This is a genomic window from Ignavibacteriales bacterium (assembly GCA_016700155.1).
GTDB lineage: Bacteria > Bacteroidota > Ignavibacteria > Ignavibacteriales > Ignavibacteriaceae.
The window spans coordinates 3,025,888-3,039,883 of record CP065001.1 but is presented as its reverse complement, the minus strand read 5'-3'; the positions used below and the strand labels follow the sequence as shown (position 1 = coordinate 3,039,883).

The following is a 13,996-nucleotide window of genomic DNA, read 5'->3' as shown; positions in this document are numbered from 1 at the left end:
ATTACTCCCACAGTTTGCCATTCATATCAAGCCACGGACCGAATGGTACTCCGTCTTTTGGCTCTGAACCAAAACGTAGAACATTTGAGTCAAGATCTTCAATCTGCATTTCATAAGCCCATGAAAAATTTTTTGGAGACTGTCTTATCATTGCGCCGCTGTTCTTATATTCCTGATAAAGCATTTCAACATCACTGATTCCAATATATACCCACGCCTTTCCCAAACCCTGGTCGCCGCAGGATAACATAATATTACTTTTCTGTCTTGATACTGATGCAATACGATCCTCCCAGTTCCAGTCCAGCTTAAAGCCAAGGCTATCCAGGTAATACTCAATACTTTTATCAATATTGTCTACACGGAGAATTGGTGATGCAGGATGAAAATTTACTTTCATATCAGAAGTTCCTTATTGTTCTGTCGATATTCTTGTATAGGTTTTTTACTAACTATGATGAATGATCTTTTCAATACGTTTGTCAGGAATCAGCCAGATAAGCGCCACTAGTACATACAGCGCGCCGGAAATTTTTGAACTGATTGATGATAAAGATATTCCTGCAAGATATAGTACCGGAGAAATTTTTCCTTTCAAATCATTCCCGATAGCTTTTGCGAGCAATGAATGCTCACCCTGTGATTTAATAATCAAAGTCTGCAAAACATAATAAGCGATTGCAGCCATCAGCATTACAACTCCGTATAAGGCAACCGGTTGAGTTCCGAAATTATTTTCTCCCATCCAGCCGGTAACAAATGGTACAAGAGACAGCCAGAATAAAAGATGCAAATTCGCCCAGAGAATACCGCCGGTTATCTTTGTAACTGTGTGCATCATATGATGATGATTATTCCAGTATATACCGATATATATGAAACTGAGAATGTAGCTGAGTACCACCGGAACCAGGGGACTCAAGTTGGAAAGTTGCTCACCGTGCGGCACTTTTATTTCAAGTACCATAATGGTAATGATGATGGCTAATACTCCGTCACTGAATGCTTCAAGTCTTCCTTTTTGCATATAGTATTTTCTTTGATGTTATCAATTACTTTGGATATCTATTGTCAAAATTCTAAAACTATATTTTCAATTCGTTAATAATTTCAGCTTGTCTTGCAATTGAATGTTCAATTAAATAGGCTCTCAGACAGTGAGCAAATTATTATCCGAGACAGGTTCCTTTGAATTAAAATTCTTCATCTATAATTTCTTTATTAACCATTGCGCCTGTAAGTGTTCCCATTGCGACTGCGTTAGCCACCGAACGCATAACGAATACATTATCACCGCACGCAAATACTCCGGGAATGGTTGTCTTTTGAAATGGGTCAATTTTAATATAACCGCCTTCGTTCAGTTCGCAGCCCAATTGTTTCGGAATATCACAATGCTGTTCAAAAGGAATTTTTGCATAAACAGCCTTCATCGAAATTTTTGAAGCATCTTTGAATACTACGTTTTCAATTTGCCCATTGCTTTGTTCAAATATGTCAATTTCAGTTTCGACTATTTTAATGTTATGCTGTTTTAACTTTTCAGTTTGCTCATTTGTTAGTTTTGATTTTCCGTTTGTGAAAAGAGTTAAGTCTTTTGTCCAGTGATTAATCAGTTTAGAAAATTCAAATATTATATCACCGTTTCCGAGTATTCCTGTTTTTTCATTGCGTACTTCATAACCGTGGCAGTAAGGACAGTGAATTACTGAAATACCCCAGCACTCCGCAAATCCTTTGATTGCCGGCATTATGTCTTTGACTCCTGTCGCAAAAATTAATTTCTTTGCTGTGAAGCTGTCGCCCGATTGTGTTTTTACTTCAAAACCTTTTTCTGTTTTTGTACCGCTGACAGCAGTGCCGCTATAAAATTGTATTGAATTATATTTTTCAACCTGCGCTCTTGCTGCAGAAGAAATTTCACCCGGTGTTCTTCCATCCTGAGTTATAAAATTATGAGAATGCGGAGTTTGAATATTGCAGGGTTTACCGCTGTCGATTATTAAAGCTTTCCTTAATGCTCTGCCTAAAGCCATTCCGGCTGAAAGTCCGGCGTAACTTCCGCCGATTATTATTACTTCGAAACTGTAGTTGTCTGTCATTTATTTTTCCGTTGTTGTTGAAGAGGAGAGAGGTTCAATTAATTCTCAAGCCGGTGAAGCAGAGAGAAATGCCAACCGGTAATTGAGATTTTATCTGTCACTTACTTTCTTAAAATTTTTTCCATCGCCCTGCCTTTAGCTAATTCATCCACCAGTTTATCAAGATACCTGGCCTGCTTTGTTAACGGATTTTCAATTTCTTCTATCCGGTAGCCGCAGATTACTCCGGTAATGAGATGAGCATTCGGGTTTAATTTTGCTTTCTTGAAGAATGTTTCAAAAGTTACTTTTTCGTTGATAAGGGTTTGAAGCTTTTTGTTATCAAAGCCTGTTAACCACTCAATCACCTTGTGCAATTCTTCTTTTGATCTGCCTTTACTCTCAACTTTTGTGATGTAGTGCGGATATACAGATGCGAATATCATTTTTGCAATTCGCTCGTCATGTTCTGGTGTTGTTTTCATATCTTTTTTTAATTGGTTGACACTAAAATTATTTTAAACGCTCTAACTTGCCTTTACGTTTTACAATGTTTTTATAATCCCATTGAATGTCGCGCGACTTTTCCAGCCAGCGTTTTAGATCTTTAATTTTAACCTGATCAACAGATGTATAAAAGATTGAAGCGTCTTTAAATTTTCCTGTTCCGTGTTTTAATTGCTCTTCCTCAAAACCGGCACCGCTCCAGAACATAAGCCTTATGCCTGCTTTCTGTTTGCTGTAACCGGCAATAGGATTGCCATCCAGGAACCATACAGGATGAGAATGCCATATTTTATTTTCCGCCTCCGGTAAACCGCGGCTTATTTCTTTTGCAAGTTTGTCGCAAATTTCTCTCTCATCTTTTGAATGAGAGTTGTTGTAGGATTGGATGTCTTTGTGCATAAGTTACTTTCTAAATGAAAGGAATTAAACTTTTAGGGATCCTCTGAATCCTCGTGCAGCATAATACGATTCAGCTCCGTTATGATAAACGAAAACACTATTGTAACGGCGATCACAAAAAATAGCGCCGCCGAGTTTTCTGATAGCATCCGGTGTTTTTACCCAGCTTGAGGTTTTCAAATCAAACTCCCCGAGTTTTTGTAATTCACGGGTTTGTTCTTCAGTCAGTAATTCAATTCCCATCGCTTCAGCCATATTAACCGCGCTGTCTTTAGGTTTATGTTCTTTTCGCGATGCTAACGCTTCAGCATCGTAACATAAACTTCTGCGTCCTGCAGGACTTTCAGCAGAACAGTCATAAAAAATATACTCCCCGGATTTATTATCCTGACCAACGACATCAGGTTCACCGCCTGTTTTTTCCATTTCATACAGTGACCACAGTTTATCCGGATTTGCATTCAGCTTTGATTGAACTTTGGACCATTCAATACCTTTGTGCCGGTTCATATTTTTTTCAAAACGCGATTTTAATGTGGTTAACAGTTCTTCAATCTGATTTTGGGAAAGCGTTTTTTTTGTAGTGCTGTTTTTAGCCATCGATATTTTTCCTTTGCTGCCGGTTTATAAATATTTTTTTTACTTAGTTTTCATCGCCGTAACAATTAATCCTTCTAAAACTTTTACATCAATATCAGCAAGTTTATTTATGTAAAGGCAACCGACTCCCGTTTTGTGCTTACCTAATTTTTTCAACTGCGCTGCCTGCTTCTTAATATCAAGCACAAGGTGTAACGAAAGGTTTGCCTTCCTCGGTGAAAACCCGATTAAAAACCAATCAACCTCTCTTCCGGTCGCCGGACTTTTATATCGTTTAATTCCAAAACCGACCATTGAACTGCCCCACATTTTAGGCTTCTCCTTTGTGACTTTTTGCATCAGCTTGAGTATGATAAAACTATCCTTACGCTGTTCTTCGTCCTTAACTGAATTGAGAAAATCTTCAACGTTTAAATCTGTTTGTTTGGTTTTTATTTCTGCTGGTTTACCCATGATGAATTTTCCTTTAGTGTTTTAAAAAGCTTAATTGTGAGTGACAGGAAGATAACAACTAAAATGATTCAAAGTTTACTGAGAAACTTTTCTCAAATCAATCAGAGCATAGATTTAATTAAGAGAACTCAGTTTAAAAATCAAACCCCAAACTGTCTTAAGTGATGATCAAGATGTTTCCATTGAAACACAGCCCAATCATCGGGTTTGAAATGACCGAAAAACGGGTGCGGATGAGTAGTGCATTTAGAAACACCGCATTCATAAAACTGGTTGATCGACTTAATCAATTTTGTTTTCTCTTCATTAAAATCAAGATCGTGCCTATCCGTAAAGATATAGGTTTTATCGGTCGGGGAATTTTTTCCAAATGGTTTTTCGCTGAGAACACCCGGTTTCATTAAGCTCCCGATTATCCTGCCGATAAAAAGCCGTTTGATAAAATTTTTACCCATCGCTGTTTCAACTGACACATTGCAATGAGCCAGCATTTGACTGACATTCATTTTACCCCAGCCTCTTTGTGAGTTGGGTGTCAGTTTTTCGATCCGCTCAAAAATTTCTGATACATCCGGTTGGTTGAATAGATTGTTCATTTATTATTTCGGTTTTAGTGATCGTATTAATTGTCAGGTTGTTTGCTGTGTTTTATCGACTAAATAATTCAATTCAGTTACACCGCTGGTAAGTTGATGAGTATTTTTAAGTTTTAGATTTATTTTGTCTTTGATGTCTTTAAACAATGGAATGCCCTGTCCGAGAATAACCGGATTAACAAACAGCCAGTAGCCGTCAATCAGGTTCAGTTGGATAAGTGAATGTGTTGCAGACGGGCTTCCGAAGAGTAATATGTCTTTACTCCCGGATTGTTTTATTTCATTTATTCTTTCAACAATGTTGTCGCTGATAATTGTTGTATTAGGCAGGCTTGTGCCTTTCATTGTTTTTGATAAAACAACTTTATGAACTTTGCTGTACCACTTTGAATGTTCGATATCGTGTTTGGTTGCATTGGGTTTGTCACCCGCGGTGGGCCAGTAACTTTCCATCATCTGGTAAGTAACTCTTCCATATAATGACGTGTCGCCTTCGCTTATGCGCCTGCCGACGTAATCAAAAATTTCTTCATCGACTTTAATCCAGTTCATTTCTCCGTTTGGTCCTGCAACAAAACCATCAAGAGATATGTGCATAAATGAAATTATTTTTCTTCCCGCTTCGTGGGATTTCACTTCGTTCAACATATAGTTCCTTTTTTATTGTTGTGTGTGTCTGTCTGCCGGTAGGCAGGGTTTGTTACTTTCTTTTTACAATGACCAACAACGATCAAGTATAAGCAGTCGTTTTAATACCGCTTAAACATTGTTATGTACTTATTTAGTTCTGTAGGTATAAACTTTTCACCATCATTTAAGACGAAATCGATGCTTCGAGTATTCTCGATGTTGTCAAGTGGATTGGAATTCAGGAAAATCAAATCAGCTTCTTTACCTAATTCAATTGACCCTGTTTTATCGTCAATTCCTAATGCTATAGCACCATTAAGTGTAGCTATTTTGATAATTTCATTATTGGGAATTCCAGCCTCTGAAAGTAACTCGAACTCCTGGTGCAGACTAATTCCGGGAATTATCCAGGGGTTTGGAAAATCCGAGCCTGCGGTTATTAAAATGCCCTTGTCAAACATGAGCTTTGTCAAAGCTAAGAGTTTAGGCCATTGCTTTTTTGCACGAGAATAATCCTCTGGAGTCCAACTACTCGTAAAAGTAGTTTTGTTCCAGATGCCGGCAACTAATTTGGGTACTAAATCAAGGTATTTACTTTGAGTATAATACTTATCATCACCCCAGAACTTTGTGCGGAAGGCGATTAATGTTGGATCAACGGACACATTATTTTCCAACATTGCCGTGAGCATATCTTGTATTGGTGCATCGTTATAATTAACATTCTCAAGCCAATACAAGCGTCCAATGAAAGTTGGTCTGTAATTAATTCTCGCTGCTTCAGACAGATATTCACTATTCCAGGGAGCTGCGTGTGTTATAAAGTCAATTCCTAAATTTGCGGCATCCGTCCATGTCGTATTTTGTAAATGACCAATAACCTTTTTTTCATGCTTATGGGCTTCATCTATGGCGATTTTAATTTGTTCAGGCTTGAGACTTCCATAGACTTTAATAAAATCAACACCTTGTTCGGCTTGATTTTGAATCTCTTCTCTTATCTCTTCTTCAGTTACTATGACGGCAAATGGTCCGAAAAAGGATTTGGTTCTGTTTAGTGCAAATCCTGTAGTGAATATTGTTGGTCCAATTGCTTTGCCCGATGCTATTAGGTTTCGCAGTTCAATTGCATCACCAGTAGGAGCTGCCGGGTTTCGTGTAGTAGTGATTCCAAAAGCCAGCATTGTTTTAAGCGCTTCCAAAGAAGCTTCCTGATCGTATTTTTCAATTATTACCAAGTTACTGTCAACAGGCAAGATTGTAACATGAGCATGCATATCAATTAAGCCTGGCATCACCCATTTCCCTTTGGTTTCAATTATCTTAACATCAATGGGGATTTCGATTTCATTACTTTTTCCAATTGAGATTATTTTACCTTCTTTTACAATAATCGTCATATTCTCCTTACAATCATTCCCAGTTCCGTCAATAATATTTGCGCCAACATACGCCTCACTTTTGAAGTTTGTCTTATTTTCCTGCCCGCTATTACAACCGGCAATAAAAGAAATTGCCAATAGAAAAAGGGCAAAGTGTTTTATTTTCATATTTCGTTTTGGTTTTTATTACACATAATGTTTTGCAGCTACCCGCAGACAGAGATTTTCACCAACGGACTTTCTACGAAGCACAACACTTAATTGGAACACGTCAACCCACATTTCGCCGAGCGTGTGTTGACGGTTCATTTTTTTCGATTTTATCATTTTGCTTTTCATTTTTTCTTTGGGTGCTACCATATTTTTTACCGTTCTATCATTAGTTATTTTCTTCGTAGTAATATGAGTAGTCAATTCCTTTCATAAACATTTCACGGTCGTTTATTTTTGTGGTGAGTGATTTTTTTAAAACTGTTTTTAGAACGCTGCTTTTTGTTGAACTTAACTTCATTGCGTTCATATAATCATTCTTACTTATCTTACTCAAGTCCACACATTTTTTGATGCGTTTTTTTAGTATCAAATCCAACCATATCCGGGTGCTTCTGCCGTTGCCTTCCATAAAAGGATGTGCGATGTTCATTTCTACATACTTATCTATGATTTCGTCAAAAGAATTTTCGGGCATTGCATCTATTTGCTTTAATGTGTTATCTAAAAAGCGGGCTATGGCAAACTGAAACCCACCTTTTGAAATATTTTTTTGCCTGATTTGTCCCGCAAAATCATACAACCCGCCAAACAAATAAGCGTGTATTTGCTGCAGCCCTTTGGTTGTACCAACTTCAATGCTGTTGATAAAAGAACTTTCAAACAAAGCATACGCTTTTGTTTTACTTTTTCCGTCTATGCTTTCTTCACTGTAAGTAAACCATTCTATAAAACGGTTTGCTTTTGTACCGGGAAATGACTTGCCCAATGCAACAATACCGGTGTAGTCTAACATATCCGTTAAATATCGTTTCCCGTCGCTTGCCAAAAGTTTCAGTTGGGTAGTGCCACTAACCAACTCGTTTTTTTCTTTTTTAAATTTCGCTTTAAGATATTTCCAGTAGTTGCGGGTTTTGGTATAGTCGTCCTGGTCTGTGAGCACGGCTACAATATCAAGGACGCTAAACCACCATTTGGAGTTTTGCTCATCCCAAACGGCTCGCACTTCACGGTCGTTAAAAAAACGTATGGATATTTTTGAGTTACTCATAGTTCATTTTCTTCTATTATGTCACTGCGTAATTTTCTGTCCAAAGTTATGATAAATTTTGTTATGTAGTAGTTGGCTACGGTATCACATTACAATGGACATTAACAGTTTGCCGCTTGCAAAAGTTAGGGATTTTTATCACTTAAGTTCAGTAGAATGAGACATGTTCAATTGAATCCATCAACAGCCATGCAAATATCTTGTTAGTCGTCGTTTGGTTAAAAGGAAAACTCTGCCCTTTTTTTATTAATTATCAGAATAATAGTACCAAAGTTGAAACTTTTCTTACCAGCATCTTCTGTTAAACTGAATGTTAGTTTTTCAACTTTAGATATGTTTAAATTATCATTTACTACATAAGAAATTGTTGGCTCGTTACTCTTAATGAATTTATTTTTCTCTTTTTGATATCCCGCAAGTTGTAAAACAGGAATAAGATCTTGTAATTCTTTTTGCGTAATTACCAGATCAATTGAGATTATTCTTTCGAACAGTTTATTCTTATTTATAGAATCTTGCGACAAAAACTGCTCCATGCTTACTTCTACCGAATCACCAAACCCCCATTCTCGATAGGTCTCGACTGAGTATGAACTCAACATCGGTACAAGATTATTAGTCTGCTTTTTACTAAGATGGTCGTGATGATTATACACGATTTCCGTTAATGTAAAACCAGGGCCTTCAAAATCATAGCTAACAATTGAATCAGTCGCAACCTTTCGCCATCGTTCTTCTAACAGCTTTCCCTGCCCAGGTCGTCTAGTTTGAAAAATTAAATAAGCTGTACCTTTTTGGGTAGCAAAATAGCCTCTGTTGGGGTTGAAATGAATGAAATTGCTTTGTCCATAAAGGTAATAACTCAATACCAATGGGGAAACCAGCATGGTGTCATATAAACAATTAGCAAGTTCACTCCAGATAAACTCGTTTGCAACCAATTTTTCAAATGATGCTGAATCAACAATAATTTCAATGTGGCTAAATTCAGATTGTATGCTTTGAGCTGAATTAAAAGAGTTTGCCAATAAAAGAAAGGCAACAAATATTAATTTTTGAACTCTTCGCATCACTAATGATTTAATGTTTACTAACATAATTCTTTACACAATATTGCACATAAACACTCTCATTTTCAACAAATTTTTTATTTCAAGAATTACACTTTCTACCTATCAATTATTTTATCCCTCTTTCCTCCACCTCTCATTCACAAATAATTACTATTTTAGTAACTCAGTTTTCAAACCGGTTAAGTATAAATGCCAGATAAAAAAAATAATAACAAAAATTTACCCGCTTCCGCGGGAAAGAAAATAGTTGTAAAAGGTGCGCGCGAGCATAATCTTAAAAACCTCAGTTTTGAAATACCACGCAACAAACTCGTTGTGTTCACAGGTGTAAGCGGCAGCGGTAAATCATCGCTCGTGTTCGATACAATTTATGCGGAGGGACAGAGACGTTATGTTGAAAGTCTTTCTTCTTATGCGCGCCAGTTCCTTGAAAGAATGAACAAACCTGATGTTGATCTTATACAGGGAATAAGTCCCGCGGTTGCCATTGAACAGAAGACGGGAGCGAGAAACACTCGATCAACAGTCGGCACAAGCACCGAGGTTTATGATTACTTAAGATTGTTATTTGCGCGTGTAGGTAAAACAATATGCTTTCAGTGCGGCAAGGAAGTTAAGAAAGCAACAACTTCAACGGTTGTTGACTGGCTTGAGGAACAGGAGGATGGGGCAAAATTTTATTTAACATTTCCTCTTCACGATCACGAAGGCAGAACTGTAAAAGAAGAAATTGAATTGCTGAAGAAAAGAGGATTCTTCAGGTTGTACTTCAATAAAAAAATGGTTGATCTTAATGAGGAGAAAAAAGGTCCGTCTTCTAAAAAAGGTGTAAGAGTTGTCATTGACAGAATAAAAGTTACAAAAGGTTCAATGCGTGAAAAACATTCCGACGGCATTGAAGTAACATTTAAAGAAGGTGAGAACAGGTTAGTTCTTATCAACGCGGAAACAAATGAAGAACACGAATTCAATAAATTTTACGAATGCTGCGGAATAAAGTACGAAGAACCCGAACCGAGATTTTTTTCATTCAACAATCCATTCGGCGCTTGTCCTGTTTGCCAGGGATTCAGCAAGACAATCGGCATTGATATGAATCTTGTTGTGCCCAATCCGAATTTATCAATCGCTGACGGAGCAATTGCACCTTTCAGAACAGCCAAATACAGCACTCATCTGCGTGATCTTGTTCACAACGCAAAACAGTTTGGCATTCCGCTTAATGTTCCGTTCAATAAACTTACTTCTGAACAGGTAAGTCTTATTCAAAAAGGTTTTGGTACTTATAAAGGCATCGATAAATTTTTTGAAAAGCTTGAAACAAAAACTTACAAGATGCACATACGCGTTCTGCTAAGCCGTTACAGGGGGTATACAACCTGTTCTGCTTGTAAAGGATCAAGATTAAGACGGGAAGCATTGCAGGTTAAGATAAATGACAAATCAATTTATGATATAGTAAGCGTTCCGATAGAACATTCACTTGAGTTTTTCCGTGATGTAAAACTCACTGAGTACGAAATGAAAATCGCTGACCAGGTTCTTAAAGAAATCATTAAACGTTTAACATTCCTTAATAATGTGGGAATCGGTTACCTAACGCTTGACAGGTTGAGCAGTACACTTTCAGGTGGCGAAACACAAAGAATAAATCTTGCGACATCATTAAGTTCAGCGCTTGTTGGTACTCTGTATGTTCTTGATGAACCGAGCATCGGACTTCATCCGCGCGACAATGCAAGGCTTATCGGCATTTTGAAAAACTTAAGAGACATCGGCAACACCGTGCTTGTTGTTGAACACGATGCAGAGATGATGCACGAAGCCGATATACTAATTGATATGGGTCCGTATGCAGGCAAGAACGGCGGAGAAATTATTGCGATGGGAAGTTATGATGAGGTTTTGAAGAACACATCATCATTGACAGGAAAATATTTATCGGGAAGTGTAAAAATTCCTGTGCCGAAATCACGCAATACAAAAAAGACAAAGACAATTTCAATTAAAGGCGCGAGAGAAAACAATCTAAAAAATATTGATCTCGAAATTCCGTTAAACAAATTTACGGTGATCACTGGTGTAAGCGGTTCCGGCAAAAGTACGTTAGTTCATGATGTTCTTTACGGCGGGCTTGCAAAGTATTTTGGACTTACCGCAAATAAAGTCGGCAAACATGATAGTTTGAAAGGCGGCGAGTTTATTGATGAAGTTGTAATTGTTGATCAATCACCGATTGGAAAAACACCGAGATCAAATCCGGTAAGTTATATAAAAGCGTTTGAGCTGATACGTGAATTGTTCGCATCAACACACCAGGCAAGATCAAGGGGATATAAGCCGGGTTACTTTTCATTTAACGTTCCCGGCGGCAGATGCGAAACCTGCCAGGGTGACGGATTCATAAAAGTTGAAATGCAGTTCCTTGCGGATATTTATCTTGAATGTGAGGACTGTAACGGAACGCGATTCAAAAAAGAAACAAGAGAAATTACTTACCGCGGTAAGAATCTTGTCGAAGTACTTGAGATGACAGTTGATGAATCACTCGAATATTTCAAAGGGCATGATAAGATCACAAAATATTTGCAGGTGTTATCTGATGTTGGTCTTGGTTATATAAAACTTGGACAACCTTCTAATACTTTATCCGGCGGAGAAGCACAGCGAATAAAACTAGCATCGCATCTAACTGCACAAAGGGAAAGACGGCATATACTTTTTATTTTTGATGAACCGACTACAGGTTTGCACTTCGATGATATTTCAAAACTGCTTACATGTTTTAATCTTTTAATTGAAAGAGGAAACTCCGTTGTAATTATTGAACACAACCTTGATGTGATCAAATGTGCTGATCACATAATTGATCTCGGTCCGGAAGCCGGAGAGAAGGGAGGAGAGATTGTCGCAGCAGGAACGCCTGAAGAGATTTGTGAAGTTCCCGGATCTTATACAGGAAAGTATCTTAAGTCGTATCTTAATTAATCTGCGCATTTGGATTGGGATTCTATCTTGAAAGGAATGATCTGGTTTTCTCAATTGTCACCCTGAGCCTGACGACGGGTGACGAGAGCCGATCGATATTAGAGCATTTCACAATTTAATTTTAATAATGCTATATTTGCCGCAGTTATAAAAGTAACCATGTCAAGATATCTCATCATATTATTTCACCTTGTGTTGTCGCTATGGCTGTTGGTAGATTTTCTTATGACCCCGCAAGGCAGTGAAGAAGAATTTATAAGTTTCATACCGATGCTTACTTCATTTTCGATTGTTGTCGGTGTATGGCAAAAACGAAAATGGACTTACATACCTGCAGTGTTAAACGTATTAGGCGGGGCGGTATTTCTGATCCTCGTGATGACCAGATATATAGTTTTGAATGAGTATCTCATTGCAAAATATTCCGCCGCATATTTTGTTTTTTTAGTACTTGAAGTTTCAACAGCCGTATTCGCATACAGAAGCTATCCTGTTAAAGACACGTACGCAGTTTTTGAAAGTGAAGAAGCATAGATAAATCACTTAAACTTTAATTCCATAAATAATTAATGAACTGGATCATATTAGTAGTTGCCGGAATATTTGAAATAGCCTGGGCGGTGGGATTAAAATATACAGATGGTTTTACAAAACTCTGGCCAAGTATTTTTACAATCGCGGCGATGATATTAAGTATGTATCTCCTGTCCGTTTCAGTTAAAACATTGCCGCTTGGAACTGCTTATGCCGTATGGACAGGTATTGGCGCGGTCGGCACAGCAATATTCGGAATGATACTTTTCGGTGAATCGAAAGAACTTATCAGAATATTTTTCATCTTCCTTATTGTATCGGGGATAATAGGTCTTAAAGTCTATTCCGATTAAAACATTCAAAATTTTTCTCATCAATTATACTTGAATAAAATTGTTTTATGAGTTTCAATTCTGAAATAATTAAAATAAATTTGAATCGCTGAAGCACATTGTAATTGTGTTAATGCAGCATTAACAAACCAAAAATAATCAAGAGATAAGAATGAAGACTGTTTATTTTATTATAATCACCGCGCTTGTGATTCTTGCAGTTCAGTTCATTGATAAAAACGATAAGAATGAGCCTGGAAAAAATGATGGTAAATACGCGATTGTAATCCACGGCGGTGCCGGATTTATGAATAAGGAAATTCCCGAATCGACAAAACAGCTTTATATGAATTCACTTGAAACAGCATTGAACATAGGGAAAAACATTCTAGAAAATGGCGGAAGCAGTCTTGATGCAGTTGAAAGTGCAGTGAAGTTTCTTGAAGATGATTCACTTTTCAATGCGGGACGGGGAGCTGTTTTTACAAGTGCCGGCACGCATGAACTTGATGCATCCATAATGTACGGCGCTGACCTTTCCTGCGGCGCGGTTACCGGAGTAAAGCATATTAAAAACCCAATCTCATTAGCACGGCTGGTAAAAGAAAAAACAAAACACGTGCTGCTAAGTGGTGACGGTGCGGAAGAGTTCGCAAAGCAAATGAATGTCGAAATGGTTAACCAAAATTATTTTTATACAGAGAGCAGTTATGAATCTTTAAAAAGATTTGAGGAGAAAAATAAACAAGGCACAGTAGGTTGTGTGGCGTTGGATAAGAACGGCAATCTTTCTGCTGCTACGTCAACAGGCGGCATGACTGGTAAAATGCCCGGCAGGATTGGCGACTCACCGCTTGTGAATGCCGGCACTTATGCAAGCAATAAAACATGCGCTGTTTCATGTACGGGAACTGGAGAACTCTTCATTAAGAATACTGTTGCGTATAATGTTTCTGCTTTAATGGAAATGAAGAACATGACACTTCAGCATGCAGCAGAAGAGATGATAAACAAAAGACTTGAAAAAGGAACCGGCGGTTTGATAGCAGTTGATAAGGATGGAAACGTTGTGATGCTGTATAATACCGGCAGTATGCTGAGAGCTTCTTTGGATTCAAAAGGTAAAAAAGAAATTAAGATCTGGGAATAATTATTATCAA

General features: G+C 37.7%; 16 protein-coding genes. 4 read left to right on the top strand and 12 right to left on the bottom strand.

Going from position 1 to position 13,996, the window contains the following annotated elements; translation table 11 throughout:
- Position 1: 1 nt before the first annotated feature.
- The 12 genes from IPM56_12975 to IPM56_12920 form a co-directional block, all read right to left on the bottom strand.
- Entirely contained in the window at positions 2-400 is a 399-nt protein-coding gene (locus IPM56_12975) for a bleomycin resistance family protein (GenBank protein ID QQS35157.1), read from the bottom strand.
- Positions 401-448: 48 nt separating this feature from the next.
- Entirely contained in the window at positions 449-1,027 is a 579-nt protein-coding gene (locus tag IPM56_12970) for a DUF1211 domain-containing protein (protein ID QQS35156.1), read from the bottom strand.
- Between the two features lie 166 nt (positions 1,028-1,193).
- Positions 1,194-2,102, bottom strand: a complete 909-nt coding sequence (locus tag IPM56_12965; protein QQS35155.1) for an NAD(P)/FAD-dependent oxidoreductase — start codon at positions 2,100-2,102, stop codon at positions 1,194-1,196.
- 101 nt (positions 2,103-2,203) lie between these two features.
- Complete coding sequence (locus tag IPM56_12960) at positions 2,204-2,566, bottom strand: DUF2200 domain-containing protein (protein ID QQS35154.1); 363 nt, start codon at positions 2,564-2,566, stop codon at positions 2,204-2,206.
- A gap of 28 nt (positions 2,567-2,594) precedes the next feature.
- Positions 2,595-2,987 carry a DUF1801 domain-containing protein gene (locus tag IPM56_12955; GenBank protein QQS35153.1) on the bottom strand — a complete coding sequence of 131 codons (393 nt, stop codon included), beginning with the start codon at positions 2,985-2,987 and terminating at the stop codon, positions 2,595-2,597.
- A 24-nt stretch (positions 2,988-3,011) separates the two neighbouring features.
- Entirely contained in the window at positions 3,012-3,587 is a 576-nt protein-coding gene (locus IPM56_12950; GenBank protein ID QQS35152.1) for a DUF4256 domain-containing protein, read from the bottom strand.
- Between the two features lie 39 nt (positions 3,588-3,626).
- Entirely contained in the window at positions 3,627-4,040 is a 414-nt protein-coding gene (locus tag IPM56_12945; GenBank protein QQS35151.1) for a DUF1801 domain-containing protein, read from the bottom strand.
- 140 nt (positions 4,041-4,180) lie between these two features.
- Positions 4,181-4,636, bottom strand: coding sequence for a DUF1569 domain-containing protein (locus IPM56_12940; protein ID QQS35150.1), 456 nt, complete (start codon positions 4,634-4,636; stop codon positions 4,181-4,183).
- A gap of 33 nt (positions 4,637-4,669) precedes the next feature.
- Positions 4,670-5,284: a dihydrofolate reductase family protein gene (locus tag IPM56_12935; protein QQS35149.1), complete on the bottom strand. Its 615-nt coding sequence runs from the start codon at positions 5,282-5,284 to the stop codon at positions 4,670-4,672.
- A 101-nt stretch (positions 5,285-5,385) separates the two neighbouring features.
- On the bottom strand, positions 5,386-6,816 hold the full coding sequence (locus IPM56_12930; GenBank protein ID QQS35148.1) for an amidohydrolase family protein: 1,431 nt from the start codon (positions 6,814-6,816) through the stop codon (positions 5,386-5,388).
- Between the two features lie 211 nt (positions 6,817-7,027).
- Positions 7,028-7,909, bottom strand: a complete 882-nt coding sequence (locus IPM56_12925; protein ID QQS35147.1) for a Fic family protein — start codon at positions 7,907-7,909, stop codon at positions 7,028-7,030.
- Positions 7,910-8,127: 218 nt separating this feature from the next.
- A complete protein-coding gene (locus tag IPM56_12920) occupies positions 8,128-9,006 on the bottom strand; it encodes a hypothetical protein (protein QQS35146.1) in 879 nt (292 codons plus the stop codon).
- Positions 9,007-9,171: 165 nt separating this feature from the next.
- Between IPM56_12920 and uvrA the strand changes: the two genes are divergently transcribed.
- The 4 genes from uvrA (at position 9,172) to IPM56_12900 (ending at position 13,986) form a co-directional block, all read left to right on the top strand.
- Positions 9,172-11,970: an excinuclease ABC subunit UvrA gene (gene uvrA, locus IPM56_12915; GenBank protein QQS35145.1), complete on the top strand. Its 2,799-nt coding sequence runs from the start codon at positions 9,172-9,174 to the stop codon at positions 11,968-11,970.
- Positions 11,971-12,129: 159 nt separating this feature from the next.
- Entirely contained in the window at positions 12,130-12,504 is a 375-nt protein-coding gene (locus IPM56_12910) for a hypothetical protein (protein ID QQS35144.1), read from the top strand.
- Between the two features lie 35 nt (positions 12,505-12,539).
- Positions 12,540-12,857: a quaternary ammonium compound efflux SMR transporter SugE gene (gene sugE, locus IPM56_12905; GenBank protein ID QQS35143.1), complete on the top strand. Its 318-nt coding sequence runs from the start codon at positions 12,540-12,542 to the stop codon at positions 12,855-12,857.
- A gap of 151 nt (positions 12,858-13,008) precedes the next feature.
- The gene (locus tag IPM56_12900) at positions 13,009-13,986 is read left to right on the top strand and encodes an isoaspartyl peptidase/L-asparaginase (protein ID QQS35142.1); all 978 of its coding nucleotides are present in this window, start codon (positions 13,009-13,011) and stop codon (positions 13,984-13,986) included.
- Positions 13,987-13,996: the final 10 nt, after the last annotated feature.

Bases quoted from the DNA above. Each gene is read 5' to 3' on its own strand.
- IPM56_12975 (QQS35157.1), bottom strand. From the start codon at position 400: ATGAAAGTAAATTTTCATCCTGCATCACCAATTCTCCGTGTAGACAAT.
- IPM56_12970 (QQS35156.1), bottom strand. From the start codon at position 1,027: ATGCAAAAAGGAAGACTTGAAGCATTCAGTGACGGAGTATTAGCCATC.
- IPM56_12965 (QQS35155.1), bottom strand. From the start codon at position 2,102: ATGACAGACAACTACAGTTTCGAAGTAATAATAATCGGCGGAAGTTAC.
- IPM56_12960 (QQS35154.1), bottom strand. From the start codon at position 2,566: ATGAAAACAACACCAGAACATGACGAGCGAATTGCAAAAATGATATTC.
- IPM56_12955 (QQS35153.1), bottom strand. From the start codon at position 2,987: ATGCACAAAGACATCCAATCCTACAACAACTCTCATTCAAAAGATGAG.
- IPM56_12950 (QQS35152.1), bottom strand. From the start codon at position 3,587: ATGGCTAAAAACAGCACTACAAAAAAAACGCTTTCCCAAAATCAGATT.
- IPM56_12945 (QQS35151.1), bottom strand. From the start codon at position 4,040: ATGGGTAAACCAGCAGAAATAAAAACCAAACAAACAGATTTAAACGTT.
- IPM56_12940 (QQS35150.1), bottom strand. From the start codon at position 4,636: ATGAACAATCTATTCAACCAACCGGATGTATCAGAAATTTTTGAGCGG.
- IPM56_12935 (QQS35149.1), bottom strand. From the start codon at position 5,284: ATGTTGAACGAAGTGAAATCCCACGAAGCGGGAAGAAAAATAATTTCA.
- IPM56_12930 (QQS35148.1), bottom strand. From the start codon at position 6,816: ATGAAAATAAAACACTTTGCCCTTTTTCTATTGGCAATTTCTTTTATT.
- IPM56_12925 (QQS35147.1), bottom strand. From the start codon at position 7,909: ATGAGTAACTCAAAAATATCCATACGTTTTTTTAACGACCGTGAAGTG.
- IPM56_12920 (QQS35146.1), bottom strand. From the start codon at position 9,006: ATGTTAGTAAACATTAAATCATTAGTGATGCGAAGAGTTCAAAAATTA.
- uvrA (QQS35145.1), top strand. From the start codon at position 9,172: ATGCCAGATAAAAAAAATAATAACAAAAATTTACCCGCTTCCGCGGGA.
- IPM56_12910 (QQS35144.1), top strand. From the start codon at position 12,130: ATGTCAAGATATCTCATCATATTATTTCACCTTGTGTTGTCGCTATGG.
- sugE (QQS35143.1), top strand. From the start codon at position 12,540: ATGAACTGGATCATATTAGTAGTTGCCGGAATATTTGAAATAGCCTGG.
- IPM56_12900 (QQS35142.1), top strand. From the start codon at position 13,009: ATGAAGACTGTTTATTTTATTATAATCACCGCGCTTGTGATTCTTGCA.